Genomic DNA, 13,911 nt, shown 5'->3' with positions numbered 1-13,911 from the left:
TTCGCGACCTTGACGGGTATGGCTCATGTTGGTGGCGCAGGGGAAAGCATGGCGAACCTGTAGATAGACTCCCGGAAAGTAAATCCGTCCCCTTTTTTTCCTCTCGCTCCTAAGCTATAGACCGCTTTGACTTTTGGAGTGAAGCTTTCCATCCACAAAACTAATGGTCATATAGATATATGTAGCAGTACCCCAAGTGTAAATTTTTATGCGGCCCGTCGAGCTGCTTTCCACTCCTGGGACTTTCACTATATCCAATACCTCTTGGTAGGTCATGCCCTGTTGGAGTAGTTGATACTGTTCTAGTGAAATATTTGGTTTGCTTTTCTTGATGTTCTCGGAATCTAGGGATAAGCCTCCAAAGTTAACAGTATTCCCATTGCCGGAGATAATAGGGCTGTTGTTGCCTTTGGTTGTTTGATCGCTGTTGGCTGTAAAGAGAGAAATGCAAGCGGCAATAGCAGCAACAATGCCTGAGACGAGCGATATTAATTTCAAGTGTTTCATTGGGTCTGCGCTTGGTTGGATTGGTGTAAATACTATGCTTTCTAGCATTAGGAAGTTGGAATTGAAAGCAAAGCAGCGAATTAATTTTTCTGTGGGCTGCAGATGTGAGCAAAGTCTGTCCCCTTTTCTGCGATGCTGGTGTGTCGCATTCATTTTGCCGTGAGCTTTAGCAGACTGACTGTCAAAAGTAGCCAAGTCATACCGACGAAGCATAGCCACCAAGCCATTACCATGCGATGTTTAATGAAGCGGGGTAAATTGCGAACTTCGCTCTCCAAAAGGTCTCCGCGGTTTATGTGACCTTTAGGGAATAACGCTACAGCTGCCAAACTGCTGGTTAAAATAAAGCGGGAGTAAAGGCCGCTATTACCCCAAAGCATCTTCTGTCTAATCACATATTCGCTGTTTGGAAACGTGTGGATAATCGTCTCGAGATTCCGGTATGCCATGACGAGAATCATGACCATGCCGGAGAACCCGATTGCGAAAGGGGCTAAAAGAAAGGTGATTTGAAGGTCTAAGGGCCAGGTTTCAAACCATGTGCTGAAGTTCAAGGCTTACTCCTCTCATAAATCTTCTCGCCCGCAAGTTCGCCAGCCCATCCGCCGCCGGCCCCGCCAGCAACCGAAGCCCCGCCAACCACTACCAGACCGCAGGCAACACCGCCTAGTCCGCCTGTTGCTACCCCGAGGGCGACACAAATCGAACCCGCTGCAGGACTAGCAATTGCCATAGCTAGCGCCCCACCACCCAGCGTCCCAGCAAAGTTACCCGTCTCGGTAAATCGAATCTTCTGACACGCCTGGGTTTCGCCTGCCTGACAAACCTGTTGGACTTCCAATGCAGAGGCGGTACCGCCCAAGGCGATACCGATATAGCTTCCATTTCTCAAGTACTTTGCCGCCTTGGCTATTTCATCCATATGGGTGGCGTAGCCAGGGATTTGGCCTGGCGCGCCGCCCTTGCTCCAATGGTGCACCAAGCTACGGGTGGAAATACCGAGATCCTGGCGCAGGGTTGGGTAATTGCCCAGGCCCAGCTGCTTGCCTAGGAAGGTCGCCTTCAGCTGATTGTCGAGCTGGCGGTACAGCTGCTGGCGGGACGTGAAGAATTGCTGGCTGCGTAGATGACCATGCGCTGCGAACTCGCGCTGATGAAGGTATTCGATATCGCGCAGTGTGCTCTCGATTTGCTTCAAACCGTTCCCGAGCACGTCGGTGCCGAGCCCAAGCGACCCGCTTGCGCCGCCGACCATCGAAGCGATTTCGGCTTGATGATCGGCCATGAAATTGGCTTCGCTCTCGCTCAATGGTTCCAGAGCTGTGCGCACCTTCGCTGCTGCTGCCATCAGGTCAGCTTCTTCGCGTGAGCAAGCGGCTGGATTGATCAAGTTACCGAGAACAAACATTTCTCCGGCTTTGAAACCCTTCGCGAAGGTTGGATTTAGCGCCTTGATGCGATTGACCATATGTTTGTGGGGCGCGTCGGCGAACAGCCTAGCAAGCACCTGCTCGCCGGACATGCTGCGCGGTACTCTGTAAAAGCCGGGCGGAAGGGCTTCGGGAAGCTTGAGCATATCGGGTGGGGGCCAGTCCGAAAGCTCTGGAGTGGTTTCGACCTTCTGCTCCCAAGCGGCAAAGGAGGCGCCGCCGTTACAGGGCTTGGTCTTCGGCAGCTCGGCCTGGCGGCCCCAGCCATGATCAGGTAGCCAACTTGAATCGCGGCTACCAGTGCTGTCAGGCTTCCAGCCGGTGTCCAGATCCCAGCCCTGATCGAACGGGTAGGTCGCGTCTTTAAGGGTGTCCGTCCCCATGAAAATCTTCCCTGTGCTGTTGAACCGGGCCGCAGTCTATCTGTTTGATGGCACTGGCTAACCGGCCCTTAATCACGAAATTGGGCTTGGGCACTGTCGGGGGGCTGCTAGATTTCAAATCGCGGCCCGCCTGCACCACTGGCGTTTCTTCCGGCACGGCGCTAATAGCACGGTGCGGATAAACGTCCAACGGAAAAACGAGCGGGCGGGGTGTAGAAAATAAATCTGTCCCCTTTGTCTTTCGGGGCTGGACGTCAGTGCCGGACCGGTCTTCTCCGACGAGACCCACGCCATCTCAGCCGCCATCGGCGCGCAGGGCGTGGCCTTGATGAGCCGTCAGTTGTTCGAGGGCGAGGTGAGGGCAGGGCGGCTGATGCAGCCGTTTGGGCCGGAGATGGAGGGGAAGCCGTTTCACCTCGTGTATCCGGAGAGTCGTCGGGATGATCCGACGGTGTGGGTGATGAAGGTGGCGGGTAAGGTATGTGAGTTGTGGGTATCCCATTAATCCTTGCTGATTTTTTATTCAAGTTAAGGTATTTCTGTCTTATCCCCCGCGCCCACGTGACCGTAGTCCACGTAACAGTCACCTGGGGCATAGCATCAATGATTGATGATATTCATCTGTGAGGCGTTTTTGAAAAAAGTAAAAGTTGACGGATCATCGGAAGTCGATCGGATTAATGGTGTCACAGAGTTCTTTTTCGATAAATCTTCTTATTTGATAAAGTTTGGCCCCCTGGCGATCGGGTTTCTCATATTTCTTATATATTTCTGCCAAAATAATTTTTTTCCTAGTTTTGATTTTTTTTCTCTTACTTCACTGCTGCTTGCTGCTTTTGTAATTGGATTGGCAGCTTATTTGGTTCTTGTTTTTGGTATTGCGGCCCCGGGTTTCTTTTGGTTTGATACTTTTGTGAAAGATCGGCAAGTGAGTGATGAGCTTGGGTACAGCAACCTTTGGCGTTCCGCTTGCAAAAGTCACCAAAACTTTAGAATGCTAGGTCGTGCATACTTTCTTCTGCCGCTGTTATTCTTTAATTTATTTTTTATCTGGGTGCTTACGGCAGACTATATCGGCAGCGGGTTAAAGGGGGTTGTGTCAATTGCAGTTCTTTTTTTCTTGACGATAATTTGCGCTGTAGAGATTAGAGTTGTATATGAGCTGAGTTTTGGTAGTTTAGTTAAGTATGTAGTGGTTACATTATTTTCGATTTTTATCTCTTGCTTCATTAACTTTCTAGTGGTACTTATAATTGTCAAGGCTCACGCTGAGTCGGCTGATGATTCTATTCAAATGCTTTTAGCTGTTGGTGTAACGATTGCGTTGTCGCTTGTTTTCTTTGTAAGTGCTATTTCTGGTTTAACAAGTCATAAATACACGGTTTTCTTTGGTGCCCTCTTTGCTATCTTGTTTAGCTTGATAGCGGGAGCCTGGGCTGTTCTTCCGAAAAATATTATAAGAATTCTGGGGGTTGGAAATTATGTTGCCGAGGAGGTGGTATTAGATAAAGATGCGTGCTCGGATTTCAAAGTTACATTTGAAGGAGTGGTTGGTGATGAGTGCGTAATAAGGAATGCAAAAATAATTTGGTCGTTAGGTGAGATGTATCGGCTGGAGCTGCCTGTTGTAGCGCCGCGTAAAGTTATAAGTATTCCAAGCGGTTCGGTTGCTGCTATAGCTACGCTAGAAGAAGAGTGAGTTAGAGCTTGATATAAGCCTTTTAAGCATTAGTGAAAGAGGCGCGCCCGTCCGAACAGTCGGCCCCGCTAAACAAATCAAAAGGTCTTACGCCTAAATCCGGCCGACGCTTCGCTACGGGTTCGTTACTCGCTTCGCTCGCCCTTCGGGCCAGCCTTCGGCTGTTACTTCGCTACGCTCCGTTTCACTCCATCGCCGTTGCAGGGGCACGCCGCGAAGGGCCATCCATGGCCCATCACGGCTCTCGCGGCATCCGTGCCGCTCAACCCCTTCCAGGATGATTCCGTTCACCCTCCTGAAAGGGGCGGTGGGTGTCGCCTGCCGATACGCGCAGAAGAAATAAATAATCCAAAGAACTCGCGGGCGACTCGGACTCCGATCCCCGTCAGGAGGCCGAGTGGAGGTGTTGCGTAGGGGGACGAGCCGCATGGGTGCGGCGAGAGGCTTAAAGGGCCAAGGATGGCCATTGTAAGTCGGCCCCCGGAGCAGTGCCGGAGCGAGGGAAGTCTGGCCGGAGGCCAGACCCGGATGTCGGGGAGGCTTTCTCTTGGCCGGAAGAGAAAAAGTGACTCGCCGTGCAAGGCGAAACCTGTCGGTGGGACCAAGGAAAGAGTGGCGGGGGACGCGGAACGGCGAGCCGGCCGCAGAAAATAAATCTGTCCCCTTTTTTAAGGCATTGTCGAACGAGTTCAAGGCTTATTAGCCCTTTTTGAAAACTCCAGAAAAGGTTGAATCTATCTGTACGGCTTTAGGTAGAGCAGGGCGTCAAGGTAATTTCTTTCTGCTTCCTAAAATAAATATGTTCCTTTTTTATTATCGAGCGTAGGGTGGAACGGCGGAGCCTTTCCCACGCGCCATTTCCAGGCTACCTCGCTCTCGACAACGGCATCGTCAACTGCGCATCACCTTGTTCCAGTCGATGTCGTGGCCTGCTGCCGCCAGTTCGCGAGCAAGGGCTTGCTTCCAACCGCTGCCACTGTCCATCTGTTCCCAAACGACGCCTGCAAAGTCACTAGGAATCTCTAGCGTGCCCCGCTTGAGGGCGCAGACCTTATCGCGACCCAGGCGGCCAATAAAGTAGCCCAGTTCCAGCAGAACGTTTTGTCTGGCCCGCGGTTCAAGATTTCCACCCTTCGCACAGCCTTCGTCATCGGGGGTGAGCAGGACCACGGCAAAGCCGACATCACCGTGCGCAATCACTTTTTCGATAACGGTACGTCCTTGATTAGCCTGCTCGTGCAGGATGATGGCTTCTAGCCCGATACGCTCCAAGAAGCGCGCCACTGTTTCGCGCGCCCCATCATCGTGGCCATGCACAATGAAGACTTTGCTGGAAAGAGGAGGCTTTAACACGGGTTGGGTGTTTCCTTTGGCTTGGACGTAATTTTTGAAGTCACGAACAAAAGGAATGATGAGTTGCCCAGTTAAAGAGTGGATGCCGGCGATAACCTTTTTTCCAGAATAGAAAAAGTGATGGCTGAAATTGATTGCATAGCGCGGGTTATCACCCAGCTTCTGGATGAGAAGTAAAGTCAATCCGAGCTCTTCCTTAGAATCATCTGGAAAGGCCAATTGGGCGCTTCCCACAAAGCTTCCGCCGGATTTTTCGCTTTCCTTGAGGAAGAGGTCCAGATCTAGCCCCTCTGTAAGCTCACTGGTGTAGGGCTCGAGCTCAGGGTGTCTCAACAATTGAGCGAGCTTTTTCAGCGGGCGTTCATATGTTTGAAGTTGAGAAGCCTGCAGATCAAGAACTGCGTTGTTGATTTCAGCAAAGAGGTCTTGAGTCATTATTCATCCTCTTCGACTTGAAGCCTAGCCTCGGCCGCTTTCTGAACAATATTCCCTCGATATGATTCTTTTATTTGGTCGATTAGCGGGCCTATGATCGGATTGGATGAGTATTGACCAACCCGACTATCGACCATTTGGCAAGCAGACTGAATTGCGGTCTCGATGCTTGCAGGGTCGTGCGGATCGAACTGGACGGTTCCTAACTCACCATCCAATTCGTCTAACGCACGCTGGGCTTGGTCCAACTCTCTTTGTAGCTTATTCAGTCCCTGGATCTCGAACATAAGACTCCCTCCAAATCAATCCCAGCTCAACGCCCCACCCGTCTGATACTCAATCACCCGCGTCTCAAAGAAGTTCTTCTCCTTCTTGAGGTCCATGATCTCGCTCATCCACGGGAACGGGTTGGTGGTGCCTGGGTACTCTTCCTTCAAACCAATCTGCGTCAGGCGACGGTTGGCGATGAACTTGAGGTAGTCCTCCATCATCGAGGCGTTCATGCCGAGGACGCCGCGGGGCATGGTGTCGCGGGCGTATTCGATTTCCAGTTGGGTACCCTGAAGGATCATCTGGGTCGCTTCGTCCTTCATGGCGGCGTCCCACAGGTGGGGGTTTTCGATCTTGATCTGGTTGATCACGTCGATGCCGAAGTTCAGGTGCATGGACTCGTCGCGCAGGATGTATTGGAACTGCTCGGCGGTGCCGGTCATCTTGTTGCGGCGGCCCATGGAGAGAATCTGGGTGAAGCCGCAGTAGAAGAATATGCCTTCCAGTACGCAGTAGTAGGCGATGAGGTTGCGCAGGAATTCCTTATCCGTCTCGACGGTGCCGGTCTGGAAGGTCGGGTCGGAGATGGAGCGGGTGTACTTGAGGCCCCAGGAGGCTTTCTTCGCGACGCTCGGGATCTCGTGGTACATGTTGAAGATCTCGCCTTCATCCATGCCCAGCGATTCGATGCAGTACTGGTAGGCGTGGGTGTGGATCGCCTCTTCGAAGGCCTGGCGCAGGATGTACTGGCGGCACTCGGGGTTGGTGATCAGGCGGTACACGGCCAGCACGAGGTTGTTGGCGACCAGGCTGTCGGCGGTGGAGAAGAAGCCGAGGTTGCGCTTGACGATGCGGCGCTCGTCCTCGGAGAGGCCGTCCGGGCTCTTCCACAGGGCGATGTCGGCGTTCATGTTCACTTCCTGCGGCATCCAGTGGTTGGCGCAACCATCCAGATACTTCTGCCAGGCCCAGTCGTACTTGAAGGGTACGAGCTGGTTGAGGTCGGCGCGGGCGTTGATCATCTGCTTGTCGCCGACGTGAACGCGGGCGGATTCGCCTTCGAGTTCGTCCAGGCCTTCCTGGATGTCGAGGTCGTTCAGGGCCTTCTTGGCACGGGCGACGGCAGCGGAGTCGTCAGAGGCAACGGCGCGGGCTTCTTCGACGGAGCCGGCGGCGTCCTGGTCGAGTTTGGCGGGGGCTTCGTTGCTGGCGGCAGCGGCCTGGGGGGCGGCCGGAGCGGCGGTGATGGTTTCTTCTTCGTCGAATTCGTCCCAGCTCAGCATGGCGGTTTCTCCTGATTGGGGACCGGCGCGGCCGGTCGGAAATGTTCTGGGCTTTTGTGTGTGCACGCAAAAGCGGGTGTTTGGTTGGGTCGGGGGTTGGGCCCGGCCTTTATGTTGTCTGGCGGGGTTGCCCCTCACCCTGGCCCTCTCCCGGGTGGGGCGAGGGGATGGTCGGGGGTTGGGTCCCGGCCTTTGTGTTGTTTGGTAGGTCGCCCCCTCACCCTAACCCTCTCCCCATAGGGGCGAGGGGACTGGATAAGTGTTGGCATCCGGTCCGTTGCTCAAGTTGCCAGCTGTGCCGGCTAGGCCTACTTGCAAGCAAGCGCTCGTCGCTACTGGGGGCCGGCCTGCCCGGCAACAACGCGCGGTCCGCCCTGGGGACCGCGACTTTCAACTACTTACTTATTGGCAGGCTTCGCAGTCTGGCTCATCGATTGCGCACGCTTTTGGCACTGGTGCCGGGCCGGCTGCCATTTCTGGTGCGGGCGCCGCCTTGGCCGGGGCGGCGCTCGGGCCGCTGTTGCCACCGCTGGACACGGCGTTGAGCTTGCCGGTGTTGACGGTGGACTTCTCGGTGCTGGTCGCGGCCAGGGCACGGAGGTAGTAGGTGGTTTTCAGGCCACGGTACCAGGCCATGCGGTAGGTCACGTCCAGCTTCTTGCCGCTGGCGCCGGCGATGTAGAGGTTCAGCGACTGGGCCTGGTCGATCCACTTCTGGCGGCGGCTGGCGGCGTCGACGATCCACTTGGTTTCCACTTCGAAGGCGGTCGCGTAGAGGTCTTTCAACTCCTGCGGGATGCGCTCGATCTGCTGTACCGAACCGTCGTAGTACTTGAGGTCGTTGATCATGACCGCGTCCCACAGGCCGCGCGCCTTGAGGTCGCGAACCAGGTAGGGGTTGATCACGGTGAATTCGCCCGAGAGGTTCGATTTCACGTACAGGTTCTGGTAGGTCGGCTCGATGGACTGCGATACGCCGGTGATGTTGGCGATGGTCGCGGTCGGCGCGATGGCCATGATGTTCGAGTTACGGATGCCGTTCTTGACGCGGGCACGGACCGGCGCCCAGTCCAGGGACTCGGACAGGTCGACGTCGATGTACTTCTGGCCACGCGCTTCGATGAGGATCTGCTGCGAGTCCAGCGGCAGGATGCCCTGGCTCCACAGCGAACCCTGGAAGCTCTCGTAGGCACCGCGCTCGTCGGCCAGGTCGCAGGAGGCCTGGATGGCGTAGTAGCTGACCGCTTCCATGGACTTGTCGGCGAAGTCGATGGCGGCATCGGAGCCGTAGGGGATGTGCTGCAGGTACAGCGCGTCCTGGAAGCCCATGATGCCCAGGCCCACCGGGCGGTGCTTGAAGTTGGAGTTCTGCGCCTGCGGCACGGAGTAATAGTTGATGTCGATGACGTTATCGAGCATCCGCACGGCGGTGCGCACGGTGCGCTCCAGCTTGGCGGTGTCGAGCTTGCCGTCGACGATGTGGCGCGGCAGGTTGATCGAGCCCAGGTTGCAGACGGCGATCTCGTCCTTGTTGGTGTTCAGCGTGATCTCGGTGCAGAGGTTGGAGCTGTGCACCACGCCGACGTGCTGCTGCGGGCTGCGCAGGTTGCACGGGTCCTTGAAGGTCAGCCATGGGTGGCCGGTTTCGAACAGCATGGACAGCATCTTGCGCCACAGGTCTTTGGCCTGCAGGGTCTTGTAGTTCTTGATCTTGCCGTATTCGATCAGGGCTTCGTAGTACTCGTAGCGTTCCTCGAAGGCCTTGCCGGTGAGGTCGTGCAGGTCGGGTACTTCGCTCGGCGAGAACAGGGTCCACTTGCCGTCGTCGAAGACGCGCTTCATGAACAGGTCCGGAATCCAGTTGGCGGTGTTCATGTCGTGGGTACGGCGACGGTCGTCACCGGTGTTTTTGCGCAGCTCGAGGAATTCCTCGATGTCCAGGTGCCAGGTTTCCAGGTAGGCGCAGACGGCGCCCTTGCGCTTGCCGCCCTGGTTGACCGCCACCGCGGTGTCGTTGACCACTTTGAGGAAGGGCACGACGCCCTGGGATTTGCCGTTGGTGCCCTTGATGTAGGCGCCCAGTGCACGCACCGGGGTCCAGTCGTTGCCCAGGCCGCCGGCGAACTTGGAGAGCAGGGCGTTATCGCGGATGGCGTCGTAGATGCCGCCCAGGTCGTCCGGCACGGTGGTCAGGTAGCAGGAGGACAGCTGCGGACGCAGGGTGCCGGCGTTGAACAGGGTCGGCGTGGAGGCCATGTAGTCGAAGGACGACAGCAGGTTGTAGAACTCGATGGCGCGGGCTTCACGCTGTTCTTCCTCGATGGCCAGGCCCATGGCGACGCGCATGAAGAAGATCTGCGGCAGCTCGAAGCGCACGCCGTCCTTGTGCAGGAAGTAGCGGTCGTAGAGGGTCTGCAGGCCGAGGTAGGTGAACTGCTGGTCCTGCTCGTGGTTGATCGCGGCGCCCAGCTTGGCCAGGTCGAATTCCTTCAGGCGCGGGTCGAGCAGTTCGAACTCGACGCCCTTTTCCACGTAGGCGGGCAGGGCCTTGGCGTAGAGGTCGGCCATTTCGTGATGGGTGGCCGACTCGGCGACTTCCAGGAAGCTCAGGGCTTCGGCGCGCAGGGTGTCCATCAGCAGGCGGGCAGTGACGTAGGAGTAGTTCGGCTCACGCTCGACCAGGGTACGGGCGGTCATCACCAGGGCGGTGTTGACGTCGGTCTGCTCGACGCCGTCGTAGAGGTTCTTCAGGGTTTCTTTCTGGATCAGCGCGCCATCGACTTCTTCGAGGCCTTCGCAGGCTTCGGTGATGATGGTGTTCAGGCGGCCCAGGTCCAGCGGCGACAGGCTGCCGTCGGCACGCTTGATGCGGATGCTCGGGTGGGCGTCGACCGGTGTCTCGATGGCGCCACGCTTGCGCTCCTGGCTGCGCGATTCGCGGTAGATCACGTAGTCGCGGGCAACCTTCTGCTCGCCGGAACGCATCAGGGCCAGTTCGACCTGGTCCTGGATTTCTTCGATGTGGATGGTGCCGCCGGAGGGCATGCGGCGCTTGAAGGTGGCGGTGACCTGCTCGGTCAGGCGCTGAACCGTGTCGTGGATGCGCGACGAGGCGGAGGCGTTGTTGCCTTCCACTGCGAGAAACGCCTTGGTGATGGCGACGGTGATCTTGTCATCGGTGTAGGGGACGACGGTACCGTTGCGCTTGATCACGCGCAGCTGGCCCGGCGCCGTGGCGGCCAGGTCCAGCGTGCTGTCGGCGTGTGGGTTCTCGCGAATGGACTCGTTTTGCATGGGGTCTCCGGATTCTCTCTGTCGCTACGCGTTAGGTGTCGGGCCGGCTTTGTGGGCGGCCTTTTCGGAATTGCCTGTTTCGTGTTGCATGAACCATGCCCCGGCGAACCGACTCATGGGTGACTCAAAACTGGAAACGATCCGGCACCCGGGGGCGGCGAATCGAATGTGCCGAAGCATAGTCAGGCGTTGTGAAGATCACAACCTCAAAACACAACATGTAGTGTGATGCACTTGGCGCATGCGCTACTGCTGGTCTTGAGCAAAATCAACGTTGAGCTGCGCAGTGTCGCGGTCTGCGGCGGCGATCTATCGCGCCAGGTGCGGGCGCGAGCCGGGTAAAAATCAGAGCGAATTATTTTGCTTGCTTTTTTCGGCGTTTGTGTCTGTTTGGCTTTTGACCCCCAACATATGGGGTAAAAGGCCGCTGGAGCGACACGATAGTGGCGGTTCGGGCACAGCGCAAGGCGCTCAAAATGAACAACCTGTGGATAAGATGTGGGTGAGCTGTGCGTGATAAGGACGCAGGCCGCGCCGCTTCGGGGCTACGCAAGGTTCGGATGAAATGCGCGTCCACCGGCACTTTCGGATGCCTGGCGGCGGGCGAGGCAAAACACTATATGTGGTGTTTTGTCAAAGGCGGATTCCTGACGTTTTTGCAGTGGACGGACGGTAACGCCTGAATAGTGGCCTTTTGCCGGGCCAGCGGGTGTGCGGGAGTCGGATCGGTGTGGCGAGGACGATATGGCGGAGGCGGCCGAGCCGTGACGTCCTGGCTCGACCCGCGACAGCAGCGCAAACGCCCTTGCCCGGCAGCATCGCACTCGAGCGGGGCAGGCGGAGCACGTCTGGCGCTGCCATCTGCCCGCGCCCTGACGCTACAATGCCGGCCGGTGTATCGGGAGGGCACGTGGTGGATCAAGAGTCTTGGAACATCCTCATTGTCGAAGATGACCAGCGGTTGGCTGAGCTGACCCGCGAGTATCTGGAAAGTAATGGCATGCAGGTCTCGATCGAGGCGAACGGTGCCTTGGCGGCCGAGCGCATCATCGCCGAGCGGCCGGATCTGGTCGTGCTGGACCTGATGCTGCCCGGCGAAGACGGGCTGTCGATCTGTCGCAAGGTGCGGGACCGCTACGATGGACCGATCCTGATGCTCACCGCCCGCGCCGATGACCTCGATCAGGTGCTCGGCCTGGAGATCGGCGCTGACGACTATGTCTGCAAGCCGGTCCGTCCGCGGCTGTTGCTGGCGCGCATCCGTGCCCTGCTGCGCCGTCGCGAGGGTGCCGAAGCCGCGCCCGCCGGCACGACCAAGCGCATCCAGTACGGCCCGCTGGTGGTCGACAACGCGCTGCGCGAGGCCTGGTTGCGCGGGGAGGGCATCGAGCTGACCGGGGCGGAATTCGATCTGCTTTGGCTGCTGGCGTCCAACCCGGGGCGGACGCTGTCGCGCGAGCAGATCTTCGCCGAACTGCGCGGCATCGAATACGACGGCCAGGATCGCTCCATCGATGTGCGCATCTCGCGCATCCGGCCGAAGATCGGCGACGACCCGGAACATCCCCGGCTGATCAAGACGGTGCGCGGCAAGGGTTACCTGTTCGTGTCCGAAGCGGCCGAAGCGCTGCAGTGAATTCGATCTTCCTGCGCATCTACGGCGGGGTGCTCGCCGTGCTGGTGCTGGTCGGGTTGCTGGGAGCCGGAGGGCTGCACCTGCTCAACGAGGTGCGTGCCGATCACCATCGCGAGGCGCTCGCCGCCGGCACCTTTCGCCTGATGGCGCACAACATGAGCAGCATGACGCCCATCGAGCGGCGCCAGGCGGCGAATCTCTGGGGCCGCCTGCTGGGCATCCCGCTGCGGGTGCGCACGCTGGATGACGTCAGTCTGGAAAGCCGCCTGGAGACCCGATTGCTGCGCGGGCAGGTGCTGGTCGAGCCGTTGCGACCGGGCAGCGTGACGATCTTTTCCCTGGTCAGCGCCAAGGACCGCCTGGTGCTGACCGGGGAGGTGGAACAGCTCAGCGAGCAGCTTGCGCGCGCCACCATCTATCTGCTGATCGACGAACTGATCCGCTACCCCGAAGCCGAACAACCCCAACGCCTGGCCGAGCTCAAGGCGGCCCGCGGCTTCGGTTATGAGCTGGAGCTGCTGACGCGTGACAGCGCCAGCCTCGATGACGACCAGCGCCGCCGCCTGGACGAAGGCGACACGGTGATGGCGCTGGTGGGCGGCGGCGAAGCGGTGCAGGTCTATGCGGCGGTGTCCGGCACCGGCTGGATCATGTCGCTGGGGCCGCTGTATCAGCTCAATCCCTATCCGCCCCAGTTGCTGGTGGTGATCGGCGTGCTCGGCCTGTCATTGATCGGGCTGACCGTCTACCTGCTGGTGCGGCAACTGGAGCAGCGCGTGCGCGGCGTCGAACGTGCCGCCACGCGGATTGCCGGCGGCAACCTCGAAACGCGCGTGCCGGATGCCGGCACCGATTCGGTCGGGCGTCTGGCCAAGGCTTTCAACGGCATGGCCATGCACCTGCAGCGCCTGCTGGCGGTACAGCGGGAGATGGTCAGTGCGGTCGCACACGAGCTGCGCACCCCGGTGGCGCGCCTGCGCTTCGGCCTGGAAATGGCCGCCGAAGCGCAGACGCCCGAGGCGCGCAGTCGCTACCTCGAGGGGATGGATAGCGACATCGACGACCTCGATCGGCTGGTCGACGAAATGCTCGTCTATACGCGACTGGAGCGCGGCTCGCCGGAGCTGACCTTTCAACGCGTGGACCTCGGCGCACTGGTGGATCAGGTGATCAGCGAACTGGCGCCGCTGCGTGCCGACGTGCATGTCGAGCGGGGTGCCTGCACGGTCGCAGTCGAGGGCGATAGCTTGGTCGAGGCCGAGCCGCGCTACTTGCGCCGGGCGCTGAGCAATCTGGTCACCAACGCCATGCGTCATGCCGACAAGCGGGTGCAGGTGAGTTTTGCCGTGGATGCCGAACGCGCCAGCCTGAGTGTCGACGATGACGGCCCCGGTGTGCCGGAGGAGGCGTGGGAAAAGGTCTTCACGCCCTTTCTGCGGCTGGACGACAGCCGCACGCGCGCCTCTGGCGGCCATGGGCTGGGGCTGTCCATCGTGCGGCGGATTTCCTACTGGCACGGCGGCCGCTCGCAGATCGGCCACAGCGAGCTGGGCGGTGCCCGCTTCAGCCTGGTCTGGCCGCGCAAGCAGACGGGGGCGCGGCTTCCGGCGCAGTGATCGGC

10 protein-coding genes and 1 pseudogene are annotated in these 13,911 nt (G+C 58.5%); 4 read left to right on the top strand and 7 right to left on the bottom strand.

Annotation, left to right across the window (positions count from 1 at the left end):
- Positions 1 to 114: 114 nt before the first annotated feature.
- The 3 genes from KVO92_RS06140 to KVO92_RS06130 form a co-directional block, all read right to left on the bottom strand.
- Positions 115 to 507 (bottom strand): hypothetical protein, encoded by a 393-nt coding sequence (locus KVO92_RS06140; RefSeq protein WP_217474733.1) that lies wholly within the window; start codon positions 505 to 507, stop codon positions 115 to 117.
- A gap of 149 nt (positions 508 to 656) precedes the next feature.
- Positions 657 to 1,061, bottom strand: coding sequence for a hypothetical protein (locus KVO92_RS06135; RefSeq protein WP_217474732.1), 405 nt, complete (start codon positions 1,059 to 1,061; stop codon positions 657 to 659).
- Positions 1,058 to 2,320: a hypothetical protein gene (locus KVO92_RS06130; RefSeq protein ID WP_217474731.1), complete on the bottom strand. Its 1,263-nt coding sequence runs from the start codon at positions 2,318 to 2,320 to the stop codon at positions 1,058 to 1,060. The genes KVO92_RS06135 and KVO92_RS06130 overlap by 4 nt, the downstream gene beginning before the upstream one ends.
- A 244-nt stretch (positions 2,321 to 2,564) precedes the next feature.
- On the opposite strand from KVO92_RS06130, the pseudogene KVO92_RS22610 reads away from it, so the two are divergent.
- Both KVO92_RS22610 and KVO92_RS06125 read left to right on the top strand, forming a co-directional pair.
- Positions 2,565 to 2,825, top strand: a pseudogene (locus tag KVO92_RS22610) (LysR family transcriptional regulator); the annotation flags it as partial.
- 129 nt (positions 2,826 to 2,954) lie between these two features.
- A complete protein-coding gene (locus tag KVO92_RS06125; RefSeq protein WP_217474730.1) occupies positions 2,955 to 4,019 on the top strand; it encodes a hypothetical protein in 1,065 nt (354 codons plus the stop codon).
- A gap of 891 nt (positions 4,020 to 4,910) precedes the next feature.
- Here KVO92_RS06125 and KVO92_RS06120 read toward each other — a convergent pair.
- From KVO92_RS06120 to KVO92_RS06105, 4 genes are all read right to left on the bottom strand, one after another.
- Complete coding sequence (locus tag KVO92_RS06120; RefSeq protein WP_217474729.1) at positions 4,911 to 5,807, bottom strand: TIR domain-containing protein; 897 nt, start codon at positions 5,805 to 5,807, stop codon at positions 4,911 to 4,913.
- The gene (locus KVO92_RS06115; RefSeq protein ID WP_217474728.1) at positions 5,807 to 6,094 is read right to left on the bottom strand and encodes a hypothetical protein; all 288 of its coding nucleotides are present in this window, start codon (positions 6,092 to 6,094) and stop codon (positions 5,807 to 5,809) included. Before KVO92_RS06115 ends, KVO92_RS06120 begins: the two co-directional genes overlap by 1 nt.
- A 15-nt stretch (positions 6,095 to 6,109) precedes the next feature.
- On the bottom strand, positions 6,110 to 7,360 hold the full coding sequence (locus KVO92_RS06110; protein WP_217474727.1) for a ribonucleotide-diphosphate reductase subunit beta: 1,251 nt from the start codon (positions 7,358 to 7,360) through the stop codon (positions 6,110 to 6,112).
- 402 nt (positions 7,361 to 7,762) lie between these two features.
- Positions 7,763 to 10,654, bottom strand: coding sequence for a ribonucleoside-diphosphate reductase subunit alpha (locus tag KVO92_RS06105; protein ID WP_217474726.1), 2,892 nt, complete (start codon positions 10,652 to 10,654; stop codon positions 7,763 to 7,765).
- Positions 10,655 to 11,567: 913 nt separating this feature from the next.
- Here KVO92_RS06105 and KVO92_RS06100 point away from each other — a divergent pair.
- Entirely contained in the window at positions 11,568 to 12,290 is a 723-nt protein-coding gene (locus KVO92_RS06100) for a winged helix-turn-helix domain-containing protein (RefSeq protein WP_217474725.1), read from the top strand.
- A complete protein-coding gene (locus KVO92_RS06095) occupies positions 12,287 to 13,906 on the top strand; it encodes an ATP-binding protein (protein WP_217474724.1) in 1,620 nt (539 codons plus the stop codon). Before KVO92_RS06100 ends, KVO92_RS06095 begins: the two co-directional genes overlap by 4 nt.
- The last annotated feature ends 5 nt before the right edge of the window (positions 13,907 to 13,911 follow it).

The sequence above is a fragment of the Stutzerimonas stutzeri genome (genome assembly GCF_019090095.1).
In the GTDB taxonomy this organism is placed as follows: Bacteria; Pseudomonadota; Gammaproteobacteria; order Pseudomonadales; family Pseudomonadaceae; genus Stutzerimonas; species Stutzerimonas stutzeri_AN.
The sequence above is the reverse complement of the archived record's forward strand: the minus strand, read 5'-3'. Positions and strand labels throughout refer to the sequence as shown.